Raw genomic sequence first — 14,500 nt, 5'->3', positions numbered from 1 at the left:
AGCCGCTCTGGAAGCCGCTGCGCAAAGGATGCACAGGTTGCGGCTCACTCGCCGCGCAAGCGGGTCATATCCCGGGCGGCCCTGACCTCCTCCGCCGGGAGCCCCGCCTCGAAATAACCCGCCACCCCTCCCACGAGCGCCCGCGCCCGGACCCCGTTCTCCTTGAGAAAGGCGGCCAAATCAAATGCGGGCTCGTCGGTGGGCGCGGCACTACAGACCACCACCAGGCGGTCGCGCGGCAGTTCCGGGAGGTGCCGCCTCGCGTCATCGAAGTCGACACGCAGTCCCCCCCGCACCCGCAGCACGGCGAAGTGGCCGGCATCGCCCGGATGCCTCAACTCGATAAAAAAGAGCGGCTCCCCTTCCTTGATCCGCTCCCATACCCACTCCGTCGATACCGCCAGGTCGCTCCGCATGGTCCCCTCCCCGTTCAGTCTTCTCCCTCGTCCCCCGCCTTCTGGTCGACGTGTCTGCCGTTGACCTTCCTCCTCAGGGTGAGGTAAACGAAGAGGGCTAGGACAAGCACGATGAAGAGGGTGACACTCAGGGCGAAGGTGCCGAAGGAATGCTTGGCTACCGGAACGGGAACATTGGACGGAGCCTGGGTTTGCGTTTGCACAGTGGCCATGGTGTCCTCCTTTTAGCCGTTCACTTCGCTGTTACCCGGCGGGCGGCACCCATCAAAAATAACTTAGCGCCCTTTAATGTCAATACGACTATGTTTGTTTTTTTGGCGCGACTGGAGCAGGAGTCGACTGGTGAGCACCCGGACAAGCGGGCGACAGACAGGGAATAGGCGGAGAGAAAGGTGATCGAAGGGGAGACGGCAGAGCGGCGATGGCGCCGGGCTCAGGGATAACGTCAATGACTGTGGCGGTGCGGCGGGATCGAGATCATCCCCTTTTCGGGGCAGTCATCCGCCTCGATGATAATGAAATAAATATCACTGGGCTTTGCGGAAGAAAACTATTACCATTCAAATAGTTCCTGCACACACACCAACAACGGAAAAAGAGCCGGAGATATGAACATCACCGATAAGATAGAGCAGGCCAAACCTGCCCTTCCCGTAGAGGGAAGAATGGACACACCCCCGCGGACCCGGGCGCAGCAACCGGGTGGCCGCCCCGAGCGACAGGAGGACGTGGTGGAGCTATCCTCGTCCCTCTCCCGGATCTCGACCCGCGAACTGGACCAGGAGCAGGCGCGGCGCGTGGCCGCCATCAGGGCGCGGATACAGTCGGGAGAGTACCGGGTGGATTCCCGGCAGGTCGCGGAGAAGATGCTTTCCGCCGGCAGCGGCGTCTGACCATCCCTCCCCCTTGAAACCCAAACGGCGCGCCACCTGGAAAGGTGACGCGCCGTTGTCGTTGTGACTCCCCTTCTTTTGCCGCAAAGCCGCAGCAGCGGCGGAATCAGGCCGCCATGCCGGAAAGCTCCTCCGCGATCTGCCGCAACTCCATCGGTGCTCCCTGACCTCGCCGTTTGACTGACCGTCTTCTCCTGCCCCCCTGGCAGGCGGTGCCCTCTTTTTTCCCCCGCTCCTTCTGCTGGGCTACCGGTTCCTCGAACTCAAGGTTCAGGGTCGCAGCCTGTGCGCGCGACGTCAGACGCCCGGCAGAAGCTTCCCCAGGTCGTATTCGAGGTGCTGGTAGTCCGGGAAACGCCAGCTCCCCCCCCAGGTGAAGCCGCGCTGGCGGAAGGGGGTAAGGAGCGGGTCACCCGGCAGCAGCATGCCGGGACGCTGTTCCTGCCGGTCGAGGTGGTCGAACGACGCGGCGGGGAGCACGCGGCACAGCGACGGGTTGCCCAGGCAGAATTCCCGCGCCGCAGCAGCGCCCGTGATCCCGGCGCCCTGCTGCCGCCCCCCCTCCTCAAGCATCAGGTACGGGTTCTGGCGCGGGTTGACGTCGATGGCGGCGCCGTAGCTGTGCCTCGAGAAGACGCCGGGCCTGCCGGGGACCTCCCGGCAGTTGAAGGCGGAGCTGTTGTTCGCCTCCATGGAGCGGAAATCGTCGGCGTCGAAGGCGTCGATGAGCTCCATCCGCTCGATCGGGAAGCGGCCGTTGTAGGCGTGGTGCAGGGAATCCATGAAGAAGGCGGCAAGGGCCCGGTGCACCACCAGCTCGCCGTAGTGCGGCTTGCCGTCGAAGCCCCAGAAGGAGGTGACCAGGTAGGCGAGCTGGTCCAGCGGGACCGGGCACTCCGGCCGCCAGGATTTTTTCGCCTGCATGAGCCCGCCGACCTCCGGGGGGAGCGATACCGCGGCGGCGAAGAATCCCCCGGTACCGTGACGCAGCGCCAGGAGACGCTCTCCCCCCGAGAGCCTCCCCTTCAGTACGGACGGGAGGTCGTCCGGAAGCTGTCCGGCGACGCCGGCGGAGGCGGCCGCCACGGCGGAGGCGCCCCCGATCACCACCTGCGGCCGTTTTTCGGGATCGAGCCAGCCGATCAGCTGCACCAGCTCCTTTTCCGGCAGCGACACGCAGCCGGCGGTGCCGGTGTCAGGGCCGCGCTCCACGTGGATGAAGATGGCGCTCCCCAGGTCGCGCACCACCGGCTCGCTGTTGTAGTCGAGCGCGAGCGCGTACTTGTAGAGCGGATCGGGACGCAGCAGCTCCTCGAACGAGGTGGCCCGGGTCTCGCCGCGCGAGACCCAGCGGTTGTAGTCGGGGGATTGGGGATCGTCGACCCAGAGGTCGTGACTGTCGACCTGGCGGTAGGGGAAGGTGCCGGCGACGGCGGCCGGATAGCCGAAGGCCGTGCGCAGCGGGAACATCCCCGACGGGGTGCGCCCGTCCCCTTCCCGCTTCTCGAAGGGGGGCGCCACGCCGCTTCTCCCCAGGTTGACCGCGACCGGGGGGAAGGCGAGCTCCCACCCCAAAAGGGTGCGCCGCACCGGGTAGAGAAGCGGCTGCGGCAGCCCGGGGGTGCCGGGATCGACGTACAGGAACTGGCCGCTTGCGGAGTTCCGGGCGATGCCGTCCAGGCTCTCGCCGATGCGCCGCGGCAGGTCGCCGCCGGAGGCGCACCCCGCGAGGAGAGCAAAGGCAAAGAGCGCACAGCCGCCGAAGTTGGATCGCCAATTCCTTTTCATCCGCCGCTCCTGGTCGTGAGATTAGAGACTTCTATACGATTTTGGAGCGCGAAAGGCAAGGAAAAGTTCCTAGAGATGCACAAGCCCCACGATCCTCCTCAGGAGTACCAGGAGATCCCCCACGTCGACGACCCCGTCCGGCCGGGGCACCCCGTTCACCAGCGGGGCCAGGTCCCCGTGGGCGAGCGCCGCCGCGCTGGCGGGGTCGGCTCCCAGCGAGATCCTCAACAGCAGCATGGCATCCTGGATGTCGACGCTGCCGTTGCCGTCCAGGTCGCCGCTGATCCGCTCGATGCGCACGAGGTTCCTGTGGGCCACGCTGGCCGCCCCGCCGCCGGAAACGGCCCGTACCGTGATCCGGTTCTCCCCGAGGGCGAGCGCCACCTGCTGCTGGAACGTTCCGGCATCGACCCCGGGTGTGAATACCGCCCCCCCCGCCTCGACCTGCACCCCCCCCTGCGCCTCGCTCCCCGCCGTCCCCCGGATGGTGACCGACTCCGCCTCCGTCCTCAGGTCCTGCACCGGTTCGGTGACGGCGAGCGCCGGGGCGCCCGGCGTGAAGGTGACGCTCCGCTTGACCCGCGAGCTCCGCCCCTCCAGTTCCGCGTTCAGTTCGATGGTGTTCACCCCCTCGGCGAGGAGCGCGCTCGCTGTGAAGGCGCCGGCGTCGACCTGGAGCTGCCGCAGCGCGGCCCCGTTCACCGCCATGGTCACCGTGGCGCCCGGGGTCACCGTCCCGGTGACGGCGCACCCGGCCGCGCCGGCGACGCTGTTGTCCGCCGGAGCCGTCACAGCCAGGGCCGGCGCCAGCGCGTCGAGGGTTATGCTGAAGGTGTGCGTGGTCACGTTGCCGGCGCCGTCCCGCGCCGTCACGCCGATGGAGTTCTCCCCCTCGGCGAGGACGACCGCGGAGCTGAAGAGGGGCGCGTCGGCGCTCCTGTCGCTCCCCGCCACCGTGAGCCCGGCGATCCCCGAGGCGTCCTGCGCCCCCCCCATGAGGTTCATGACCGGGTTGGAGGTGCTCGCCCCCGAATTGAGCGTGGAGAGGTGGAGTTGTGGCGGGGTTCCCTCCTGGGAGACGACGAGCGTCCTTGGAACCGGCAGCGCGGGGAGGTAGTTGCCGTTTCCCCCCTGCTGCGCGCTGATCACCGTGGTCCCCGCGCCGACGACGGTGACCGTGCTCCCGGCGACCGTCGCCACGGCCGCGTCGGAGCTCGAATAGCTGACCGGCAGCCCGCTGGTGGCACTCCCCTCCAGGTCGAAGGGGGTGTCCCCCACCACCTTCTGCGCCGGCGAGGAGAAGCTCACCTGCTGCCCGCTTCGGTGCACGACGAAGGGCTGCGACTTCTCGGGCGCCGTCTCCAGGTCGCCGGTTCCCGCCTGGCTTGCGGTGATCACCGCGGTTCCCGCGCCGGTGATGGTGATGACGTCGCCGTCGACGCGGGCGACATCGGGGTTGGAGCTCCTGAAGTTGAGCGGCAGGCCGCTGCAGGCGGAGGCGACGATCCCGAAGGGGGGATCGCCGTAGGTCCGCTCCGGGATGGCGGGAAAGGTGATCTCCTGGCAGGACTTGTACACGGTGAGGGTCCCCTGTAGGGGGGTAAAGCTGTAGTTTTCCGCCTGGAGGGTGCCGGTCCCGGCGATGATGGGGTAGCTCCCGACGGGGCTCTCCGGCGTCGCGCCGGTGATCAGCGACGGCGCGCCGGAAAGGACGGACACCCCCTCCCCCTTCACGAATCCCAGGTAATGTGCCGTGAGCTGCGGATTGGGCGTCAGATAGGCCCGCGTCTTGTCGTCCGCCACCACCATGAGGGGCGCCTTCAGCACGGTGAGGGGAACCGTTACCGGCGGAGCCGGATCCCAGATGCCGTCCCCCCCCTGCGTCGCCGTGAGGGTGGTCTCCCCGGCGCCGGCGATGCGCACCTCACCTCCGGCCACGGTGGCCACGGCGGGTTTCGAGCTGGCGTAGCTCACCGCGAGACCGCTGTCGGCGCTCGCGCCGGCGGGGAAGTCGGCGTCCCCGTAGCTCTTCAGCGGTGGCGCCTGCAGGGCGATGGTCTGGGGCCTCCCCTGAACCACCATGATCCCGTCGGCGAAACTGTAGCGGTAGTTGGTGCTGGTGATGCTCCCCTGGGCCGCGTGGATGGGGTAGCTCCCCCTGGGCGTCGCGGCATCGACCGCGGTGCTGAGTTCGGGGGCGCCCCCAAGGGAGGCCGGGGTGTCCCAGGGGGCGAGCCCGGTGAGGCTCGCGGTCAGGGGGGGATTGGCGAAGCTCGCGGTCTTGGTCTGGTCGTCGGCTGTGACGGTGAGCGGGGCCTGCTCGATGGTGAGGGTCGCCCCCGCGAAGACCAGGTCGTAGCCGGGGCCCAGGGCGAGGGTCCCCTGCATGATGGCGTAGGAGCCCACGTCCCTGCCGGCTACCCGTGACAGGGCCCCGCTGAAGCTGTCAGCGCCGTTGAGCGCCGGGGCGAAGCTGTAGGTCAGCTCCGGGTCGGGCTGGCCGTAGACCTTGCGCTGCGGCAGCGCCGTGACCGTGACGGTGGTCTTTTGCGGCTTGAGGTGGTACAGGCGCACCGACTCCACGAGTGAACCGGTACCTCCCTGGTCCGCGGCGGCGTACCCCCTGGCCCTCAGGTAGCGGTTCCGGCTCATCCCCCCGAGCTGCGCCGGGGTCACCCCTCCGAGGCGCCATCCCCCCGGTATGCGCAGCGGGTATCCCAGGCGCACCCAGTTCGGCACGGGGGCATCGAGGTCGTCGCAGTACTCGAAGCTCACCCCCCAAAGTTCCGGCGAACTCCCGGACCTGAGCCAGGTGACGGCGTCGCCGGCGGCCGACACGGAGAGCTCTTCGAAGCTCCAGCCGTTGGCGTAGCGCCCGAGCTTGCTTTTACCGTTCACGTTGATGAAGTCGCCGGCCAGCAGGAACTTGCCGTCCCCCTGCAGGTTGATGCTGTTGACCTGGCGTGCCGGCGTCTCGTTGTCGAAGGGGAAGACGCCCAGGTCGAAGCCGGCGTCGAGGTGACCGTCGGACAGGATGCGCGCAACGTACTGGCGGTTCAGCACGGTGCCGAAGCCGTCCCGGACCCGGTCGAAGATACCGAAGATGAGGATGGTGCCGTCGCTTTGCAGGGCGAAACCGAGGACGTCGTGGCCGTACCCCTCGTCGAAGGTGTAGCGGGCGTGGATGATGAAACTGTCATCGATGCTGCCGTCACTCTCCAGCCGGAGCAGGTTGCGCCACAAGAGCTCCGGGAGACCGGTGTCGGGGTTGGTGGTCGGCCAGGGGTAGCCGAGGTCACCGGAGACCAGCACCCGGCCGTCGGGGAGAAGGGCCATCCCGTGCACCGCGAGCTCCATCTGCAAGGGGACCCCGCCGTTCCAGTCGGGGTCGAGCGAGCCGGTCGGCAGCAGCCTCAGTATGCGCCCCGTGTCCGTCCCCACCAGGAGCTTTCCGTCCGGCTGCAACGCCATCGCGGTCACGAAGCCGTCGAGTTCGGCCGCCGGTACGAACGAGCCGTCGCGGGTCCCGTCTTTTTTCATTCGGAACAGGTACTGGTATTCGGAGACGATGCCGGTGTCCCCCCCCACGTAGGTCATGCCGTCCTCCGGAAACGATCCGTCGGGGACGGGAATGGTGGCGGTAATCGTCTCGATGCCGAGGTAGGAGTTGACCGTGGCGTTGAAAAGAGGCGGCGCGGGTACCCCCCCCTCGTCCACCCTTACCAGCAGGCGCTGCGGCGCACCGTTAATGGAGAGGAAGCTTCCACCCAGGATCATCCCCTCTCCCGGGACCGGCAGGATGCTGTAGACGCGCTGGGGGACGGCGAGCGGCGCGAAGTCGGGGTCGAGGGTCCAGTTCCCGGTGAACCTCGCGAAATGAAGCCTCCCCTGCCCCAGCACCTGCTGGAACATCCCCGAGACGGTGACGTGTCCGTCGGCGTGCAGCGAGGCCCTGAGCACCATGCCGCTGTCGTCCACGAGCTGCGGCAGGTCGGCGTCCAGGGTGCCGTGTGGGTAGAAGCGGGCAAGCGATGTGCGGACGGTCCCCCCGGCGAAGCCGAAGGCGCCCCCGGCGAGGATCTTGCCGTCCCACTGCCGGGCCAGCACCCGGATCGCCGCGTCGGTGGGGGGAAAGACGACGTCGTCGAGGGTGCCGCCGATCTTGAAGCGCGCCATGTTGCTGCGCTTCACCGGCAGAGCCCCGACGGTGAAGCGCCCGGCCGCGAGGATCCTGCCGTCCGGCTGGACGGAGATGGAAGAGACCCTGGAGCCGGCGACGAGGTCCAGCCCCGGGTCGAAGGGATCGGGAGTGCCGTCAGGGTTGAGCCGCGCCAGGTAGTCCGGAAGCGCTCCCCCGGCGAAATCCCCCCGATGAGGATCTTGCCGTCCTCCTGCAGCGCGAGGGCACGCACCGCGCCGGCGGGGGAGACCGGCCTGAAGCTGCCGTCGTAGAGCCCCGCCGCGGAGAACCTGGCTACGTTGTCCGAAAACGGGGTGGTGAACTCCCCTCCCACCACCACGGCTCCCTGCTGCAGCTGTATGGCGTGCACCGCCACGTTCCCCGCGTCCTGCGCGAGCCCCCCCTGGTAACTCCAGTTCACTTGGCCGCTCGTGGCGCCGGCCACGGAGAGCCCGCCGAGGTTCCTCGCCGGCACCCCCCCCTTGAGCTCCCGGAACTCCCCGCCGACCAGGATGCTCTCCCCCCCCGGGAGGAGGGCCATGGCGTTCACCGTCACGGCGAAAGCGCTGCTGACGGGGTCGAAGCCGTCCAGGGAGCCGTCGCCGCCGGAAAGCCTGGCGAGCCCTTTACGGCCGGTCGCCCCCGCCTTGGTGAACCCCCCACCGACGATGACCAGGTCCGGGGTGCCGGGGCCCGCGGGGTTGGGCTGCAGGAGCAGCGCGTTCACCGGGCCGTCCAGGGGGGGAGGTGCGAACCCCTGGTCCAGGGTGCCGTCGGGGTTCAGCCGGGCCAGGTTCCCCCGGGTGGTGAGGGGGACGCCGCCGGTCAGGGTGAAGTCTCCTGCGATGACGATCTTGCCGTCCTGTCGCTGCTGCGCGATGGCGCGTACCTCGCCGGTTATGACCACCGTGCCGGCGCCGCCTATGTTGAACCCGTCCAGCGTCCACACTTCCCCGCGCGCCGGGCGCGGGGTGCCAAAAGAAGCAGCGCCACCGTGAGTGCCGCTGCCGCCAGGGACGCGATCCTTGCCGTAACCGGGGTGCTCGATGCCATGGTCTCAGCGCTCCTGGATGTGGATGATCTTCTTCAACGGCTTGAGCCCGCTGTTGGTGACCAGCCGGGGCTTCATCCCCTTGCCGGGCTGGGGGGGGCTGCGCCGGTTGTCCCGGTCGGTGAAGCCGCCCGTGTCGAGGCTCGCCATGCTGCCGTTGGAGAGGGGGAGCAGCGCCTGCGCGGACAGTGACCGGGGCACCCCCCCGGTGCTGTAGTGCACCCCCCACAGGTAGGAGAGCCCGTCCAGGCACGGTTCCAGGGAGGGCTTGAAGGTCGGGAAGAATACGGCGCCGCCGGTCAGGGAACTCGGGCTGTCTATGGCGCGTTCGCTCCCCAGGGCGCCGGAGGCCGCGTCCAGGGTGATCCGCCACCCCTTGTAGCCGTCACCCTGGTCCTTGGGCTGGACCACCCGGGCGATGTCGGTGACGTCGGTCAGCTCGGAGACGCGCACCGGGGTCTTGCTGCAGTTCCCGTCGGCGAGCGAGTCGCCGGTGCCGTAGCACGGCTCGCTCACCCCGTACAGCGCGCGCCCGGCGGCGAGGTCGTCCTGGTTGTGGAAGTACCTCCCGGCACCGAAGTAGAGCCACAGACGCTTGTACTGCCGGTCCTGGAGCTTGCCGACGGCACCGGTCACCGGGCCGGTGCCGTCGATGACGATGCTCGTCTTCCAGGTGGACGGGTCGGGGTCCTGGTTGGTGAAAAGCCGCAGCACACCGCCGCTCCACCCTCCCCCGGCGCTCCCCCGCGTGTAGCCGACGTAGAGGGCGTCATCCTCGTAGTTCCCCATCCCCCTCGCCTCCGAGGAGCCGTTCCACCTGTCGGCGTCGATCCCGGCGCCAGCCATGCTGCCGCCGAAGGCGTTGGTTATGCCGGTATCGATGACCCAGTAGTTGCGCCCCTGGGTGAGCGGCGGCACGGCGTTCAGGTCGACCACGAAGAGCTTCAGGTTCTGGTCCGAGACCGCCGTGAACTGGCGCGAGCCCCTGTCGACGGCGCCGGTGGGGCCGGAGGCGAAGACGGCGAACCAGCGCCCGTTCTTGTTCGGGTCGTGGATCACGTTGTTGAACCCGTCCACGCTGCGCGCCTTGACCCGCAGGATGGCGGCGCCCGAGGTGGAGAACCCCAGCTGCGGGTGGGAAAACTCCCACAAAAAGCCCGGTCCGCTCCCCGTGCCATCCCCGGTCTGGCCGGTGACGTCGAGGGCGAAATAGGAGGAAAGCCCCCCGCCACCGGCCGGGGCCTTGACGCAGGTGGCGGAACCCTCCTGGTCGGCACAGGGGGCGCCGAAGGGGCGGCTCGCGCCTCCAAGCCCCATGCCGCCGATCAGGATGGTGCGCCAGTTGCTCCCGGCGGCCATGTCCCTGGCGCAGTTCCAGTAGTCGTCGCGGCTGCAGCGTCCCGGGTCCCCGATGCTCGCGTCCACCAGGGTGCTGGTGCCGTCCACGTAGTACAGATGCGGGTAAAGCGGCTCCTTCAGGTACTTGAGATAGGGAAGCGCGCCGTTGGGGACGAAGGCCCACTGTTCCTCCCCGAGCTTGTCCTCGTCCCCGGATGTGGTGGTGAGCTCCGCCTTCGTGGTGACGGGCCAGTTGTCGGACGGCTCAGGCCTCACCTTGAGCCTGCCGAGCCTGAACGCGTGCAGCATCCCGTCGTTGGCGCCGACGTACACGGTGCCCCGGCCGGGGTAGGACGTCCTGATAAAAGCGCTGTAGGATGTGTCGCCGTAACCGGCCGGAGGGGGGAGGTGATAGCTCCCCAGCGGGACGCCCGACTGCAGTACCGGCCCCGAGGAGATGATGTCACCGAGTTTCCAGACATCCTTCTCCGTGGTGCCGTAGGCCGCGACGGTGCGGTCCCTGGTGGGAGCCCCGCTGGTGCCGGAGCTGTCGTCCACCCCCTTCACGAAGGCCACGATCTGGTCCGCCTCCTTCTGGTCCCGGGCCAGAAGGAGTTCCCGGTGCGCCGCGACCGAGGTGTCCAGGAACGGGACGAGTGACGTGCCGCCGGTCTGGGTGTAGAGGGTCCTGGTGCCGGGGGAGCGCCGCCAGAGCTTGCGTCCCGCGCGCCACAGGCTCTGCACCGCCTCGGGAACCTTGATCCGGGGATACCCCTCCGGCTGCGGCGTGTCGATAGAGCCGTCACCGTCCGCGTCGACCGAGAGTTTCGCCCGGGCCTCCTGCAGCGAAGGATCGACCACGAACTGGACCACCCGGTCCTGCTTCAGGTCGAGGGTCCTGCCCCCCCCGGTGTCCTCCCTGATGCCGCTGGCGCCTCCGCTGCTCCCGTTGATGAAGGGGTCGATGTAGTACCAAAGGCTCTGCAGCTCGCCGATCCAGGTCGCGAAGCTGCCGCCATTGTCGAAGCTCTTGTCCGGGTAGAACTGGGGCTGCACGAAGAGGGCCCCGTTCCCCTCACCGGTGGCGAGCATGGAACTGCCGCTGCCGGCGTTGGATCCCCCTCTTACCTGCATGAACACCCCCTTCAGCGCGTTCCGTACCCCTGCCGCGTCCTTGACCGGGGTGATGCTCCCTCCTCCCTTGGCGGCGGTGAGCTGCATCATCTTCTCCGGGACCCCTTCGTCGGTGGTCACGCAGCTGCCGTCGGCCAGGTACTCCCCGCAGGGAGAGCCGGTATAGACGACGTGGGTGGTCAGGTACTGGTTTGGTTTGGTGATGGGGGTCGACGGATCGAAGATGTTCTTGTTTCTCGCGACCCAGGCGAGGTCGTCCAGGTTGTAGCTCCCCTGGTTTTCGGGAGGCGACGTGGCGGCGCTGCCGTTGGCGGTGGTCCGGCTGGCGGGCATACCGTCCGTGGAGTTGACCCATGCGCCGACCGCCGCCGCCACGAAGCTGTTCATCGCCGGGGCGCGGTCCGCGCTGGAGGCGCCGTCACTCAGGATGACGACGCTGTTTCGCTGGCAGCTGTATTTTGAAGGGGGGAGGCCCGCGTCGAAGTCGGCTGTTTGCAGCCTGAGGGGGGCAAGGTTCGCGAAGTATCCGATCGCCTCGTAAAAAGACTCCGCGAGAGGGGTCCAGGAGGTGGCGCGAATCCCGTCTATGGCCGCGATCAGGCCTGAGCCGTGGTCTCCGACCGGTGAACTGTTGATATAGGAAATGATCCTGCCGCCGTCGCTGCGGGGGTCCGCCTCGCAGGCGACCAGGCCGTTTTTGTTGCAGTCCGTGGCGACATAGCACTCCTTGTGCATGAAGGGGGGATTGCCATCCTTGCAGTGCGAAAGGCAGGGAATGGTACCGCCGCATTCCGAGCCGGCGCCGTCGTCGTTGAAGACCATGGCGCCGAAGTTGATGTCGGCCGAGAAGGTCTGAATCAGGCCGGAGGGGGGTTCCGCCACGGCAATACGGGCCTGGGCGGTGAGCCCCGGCTTGCCGAGACCGGTGATGCCGGCGTCGAGGATGAAACCGGGGAGGCTCGCGTTGGTCCCGGTCTGGCTGACGCTGGTCGAGGGGTCGGAAAGCCAGGGTTTCTCGATATCCGCGCAGAAGTCCTTGGTCTGGTCCACGGAGCACTGCGGCCGGAAGTTGGGGCCGATGTAACACTGCCCGAGGTAGCCGATGCTGGTGGCGCCCGATGAATGTGGCATGAAGTTGTGAAACAGCCCCTGCGCGCAGACGTCGTCGCCCGTGTTCCTGAGTATGAACGCCGGGTTCTCCTCGTAGAACGCCTTGTAGCGCCGGTAACAATCCTTGAGCAGCGTGTTGGAGATGGTGGAGTAGAGGATGTCGATACCTGACTGGTAGTCGTAGCAATACCCAAGCGTCTCGCTGTAGACCTTGGCGGAGGTGGGGGTGATGCCGTCGGTTTCCGTGAGGCGGGCCCCCATGCACTGCACCACGGCGCTGGTCAGCGAGGCCACCCCCCTTCTGTTCTGCCAGGTGCTGATCGCCCCCAGGCACGCCTCCTTGTTGTAGTTCGCCGGATAGATCTCGATGCGCGTGGGTCCGCCGTGGTTTCCCTGGGAAACATAGCCGCTCTCCGAGGGAATCGGACCGCGCACCGCGAAGGTGACCGGCAGTACCTCGCCTAGTTGCTCCTTGCCGTCGCTGTCCAGATGGACGTTGTGGACCGTCTTGACGAACCGCCTCCCCTGGCAGCCGCGGGACTCCGGCTGGAGCAGTTTGCCGGACGGGTCGTAGCGCCCGCCGGTGAGGGCCAGCTTCTCCAGGTCCAGCTTGCTCGTGGCGAGCCAGTTCAGGAACTTCCCGGTGGCGAGAAAATTGTCGACGCTGCCGGAGGTGACGTTGAGGCACAGCTGCTCGGTCCGCACATGGTTGCAGGCGCTGCCGCCCGTGCCGGTAACGGAGGCCGCCGCGAAACTGTCGCTCGCGGCGAGGTAGCTATAGAAGGTGGATTCCTCGAAGTACCCGGGATAGCTTCTTGAGGGGTAAAAGGTGTTGTCGACGCAGAAGGTGCCGGGGTCGGTGTAGGCGAGATCGTACATGCTGGCGGAGTTGTCGATCAAAAGGAGCAGGTTTGGCTTGATGCCCAGGCCGGGCAACGGTGGCACGCTGCAGTAGGCCTGCATGGAGGCGGACGCCTCCTCCCCCCGCGCCTGACGTGACGGCGACAGCAGCGCCACCACGACCAACAAGCAGAACACACCCCGGACCAACGCCCGGGCGCCCGGCACCCGACCCTTTCCCATCGCGCCACCTCTCCCATTAACGTCCCGCGCGGAGATGCCTCACGCGGTCGTAATATTAGAATTTTCAAATCAGAGAAGTATAGCGTCGACGGTGCGAAAAAAAAGTCCTCCCTCCTTTTAAAGGGTTCCGGGCTGCAAACCCGCCCCGGTTCTAATTGACATCGATTCCCTTAGCGTTAATCTTTTTTGTGATTTCATTGGAACGAAGCGACGCCACTCCCCATTGGCCCGGCGGTTCTTTCCCGCCTTCTTCCCGGCCGGGAGTGGAGCCGGAGCCGGAGCCGGAGAACGGACTATGAAAGACCCCATGGAAGGCGGTTGGTCGCGCGGCGAAACCTTCGCGGAGTTTCTCACGCGGCGCGGCGTCAGCAGGCGGGAGTTTCTCACCTTTTGCGGCAGGATGGCGGCCTGCTTCGCCGCCGCCGCGGCGCTCCCGGGGGGGGCGCCGGCGCTGGCGGAGGAGATGGCGCAAAAGCTTTCCGGCGCCAGGCGCCCCGGCGTCATCTACCTGCAGTTGCAGGAATGCACCGGCTGCCTGGAGAGCCTGCTTCGCTCGGGCAGCAGCCCCATCGACAGGCTGATCCTGGAACAGGTATCGCTCGATTACAACGAGCTGCTGATGGCGCCCTCAGGTGACGCCGCAGAGGAGGTGCTGCGGGAGGCCGCCGCGAGACCCCACCTCCTCCTGGTGAACGGCTCGGTGCCCCTGGGGGCCGGCGGCGCCTACTGCACCATCGGCGGCGACTCGGCCGAGAACCTGCTCCGCCGCGCGGCGCGAAAAGCGGACGCCATCATGGCCGTGGGCGCCTGCGCCGAGTACGGCTGCGTGCAGGCCGCATCCCCGAACCTCACCGGCGCCGTAGGGGTCGCCGACATCATCACCGACCGTCCCGTGATCAACATAAGCGGCTGCCCTCCCATCGCCGAAACCATCACCGCCACCCTCACCTACTACCTCGCCTACGGGCACCCGCCGCCGCTGGACGGCCAGGGACGCCCCCTGTTCGCCTACGGGCAGAGGATCCACGACAAGTGCCCGCGCCGGGCGAGTTTCGATGCCGGCCAGTTCGCCGAGCGCTTCGACGACGAGAACGCCCGCCGGGGGTACTGCCTGTACCGCCTGGGGTGCAAGGGTCCCGCCACCTTCGCCCCCTGCGCAACGGTCGAGTGGAACCTGGGGCAGAGCTTCCCCATCAAGGCCGGGCACCCCTGCCTTGGGTGCACCGAGCGCCACTTCTACGACCGCATGACACCCTTTTACCGCAGGCTCCCCGGATTCGTCGTCCCGGGGCTCGGCGTCGAGGCGACCGCCAACACCATCGGCGTCGCCGCCGTGGCCGCCTCGGTGGGTGGCGTGGCGGTCCATTCCGCCGCGACCGTGATCGCGCGGAAGCGGACCAAAAAGGCCAAGCCGGAGACCCTGCCGCTCGCGGTTTTGGGGGACGCGGAGCCGCCGTCGCGGGACGAAAATCAAAAGACGTGACGCAAGAACGCGCAGGCGCCACGG

At 67.8% G+C, this 14,500-nt stretch carries 9 protein-coding genes; 2 read left to right on the top strand and 7 right to left on the bottom strand.

What is annotated here, in order from left to right:
- Nucleotides 1-44: 44 nt before the first annotated feature.
- Nucleotides 45-416 (bottom strand): rhodanese-like domain-containing protein, encoded by a 372-nt coding sequence (locus tag KP001_RS01285; protein WP_217287789.1) that lies wholly within the window; start codon nt 414-416, stop codon nt 45-47.
- 14 nt (nt 417-430) lie between these two features.
- Nucleotides 431-628 (bottom strand): hypothetical protein, encoded by a 198-nt coding sequence (locus tag KP001_RS01280; protein ID WP_217287788.1) that lies wholly within the window; start codon nt 626-628, stop codon nt 431-433.
- A gap of 396 nt (nt 629-1,024) precedes the next feature.
- Between KP001_RS01280 and flgM the strand changes: the two genes are divergently transcribed.
- Nucleotides 1,025-1,309, top strand: coding sequence for a flagellar biosynthesis anti-sigma factor FlgM (gene flgM, locus KP001_RS01275; protein ID WP_217287787.1), 285 nt, complete (start codon nt 1,025-1,027; stop codon nt 1,307-1,309).
- A 297-nt stretch (nt 1,310-1,606) separates the two neighbouring features.
- Here flgM and KP001_RS01270 read toward each other — a convergent pair whose 3' ends face one another.
- From KP001_RS01270 to KP001_RS01255, 5 genes are all read right to left on the bottom strand, one after another.
- Nucleotides 1,607-3,097: a M15 family metallopeptidase gene (locus KP001_RS01270; RefSeq protein WP_217287786.1), complete on the bottom strand. Its 1,491-nt coding sequence runs from the start codon at nt 3,095-3,097 to the stop codon at nt 1,607-1,609.
- Nucleotides 3,098-3,166: 69 nt separating this feature from the next.
- On the bottom strand, nt 3,167-7,327 hold the full coding sequence (locus tag KP001_RS01265) for an MBG domain-containing protein (protein ID WP_367620609.1): 4,161 nt from the start codon (nt 7,325-7,327) through the stop codon (nt 3,167-3,169).
- A complete protein-coding gene (locus tag KP001_RS01260) occupies nt 7,285-8,226 on the bottom strand; it encodes a delta-60 repeat domain-containing protein (protein ID WP_217287784.1) in 942 nt (313 codons plus the stop codon). The genes KP001_RS01265 and KP001_RS01260 overlap by 43 nt, the downstream gene beginning before the upstream one ends.
- Entirely contained in the window at nt 8,199-8,330 is a 132-nt protein-coding gene (locus KP001_RS22160; protein WP_275423341.1) for a hypothetical protein, read from the bottom strand. The genes KP001_RS01260 and KP001_RS22160 overlap by 28 nt, the downstream gene beginning before the upstream one ends.
- A gap of 4 nt (nt 8,331-8,334) precedes the next feature.
- Nucleotides 8,335-12,993, bottom strand: coding sequence for a pilus assembly protein (locus KP001_RS01255; RefSeq protein WP_217287783.1), 4,659 nt, complete (start codon nt 12,991-12,993; stop codon nt 8,335-8,337).
- A gap of 295 nt (nt 12,994-13,288) precedes the next feature.
- On the opposite strand from KP001_RS01255, the gene KP001_RS01250 reads away from it, so the two are divergent.
- The gene (locus KP001_RS01250; protein WP_217287782.1) at nt 13,289-14,476 is read left to right on the top strand and encodes a hydrogenase small subunit; all 1,188 of its coding nucleotides are present in this window, start codon (nt 13,289-13,291) and stop codon (nt 14,474-14,476) included.
- Nucleotides 14,477-14,500 lie beyond the last annotated feature (24 nt).

Source organism: Geomonas subterranea, from assembly GCF_019063845.1.
In the GTDB taxonomy this organism is placed as follows: domain Bacteria; phylum Desulfobacterota; class Desulfuromonadia; order Geobacterales; family Geobacteraceae; genus Geomonas; species Geomonas subterranea.
Note: the sequence above shows the minus strand (reverse complement) of the source record. Positions and strands in the feature narration are given on the sequence as shown.

Coding starts and splice junctions, on each gene's coding strand:
- flgM (WP_217287787.1), top strand. CDS start 1,025: ATGAACATCACCGATAAGATAGAGCAGGCCAAACCTGCCCTTCCCGTA.
- KP001_RS01255 (WP_217287783.1), bottom strand. CDS start 12,993: ATGGGAAAGGGTCGGGTGCCGGGCGCCCGGGCGTTGGTCCGGGGTGTG.
- KP001_RS01250 (WP_217287782.1), top strand. CDS start 13,289: ATGAAAGACCCCATGGAAGGCGGTTGGTCGCGCGGCGAAACCTTCGCG.
- KP001_RS01280 (WP_217287788.1), bottom strand. CDS start 628: ATGGCCACTGTGCAAACGCAAACCCAGGCTCCGTCCAATGTTCCCGTT.
- KP001_RS01285 (WP_217287789.1), bottom strand. CDS start 416: ATGCGGAGCGACCTGGCGGTATCGACGGAGTGGGTATGGGAGCGGATC.
- KP001_RS22160 (WP_275423341.1), bottom strand. CDS start 8,330: ATGGCATCGAGCACCCCGGTTACGGCAAGGATCGCGTCCCTGGCGGCA.
- KP001_RS01270 (WP_217287786.1), bottom strand. CDS start 3,097: ATGAAAAGGAATTGGCGATCCAACTTCGGCGGCTGTGCGCTCTTTGCC.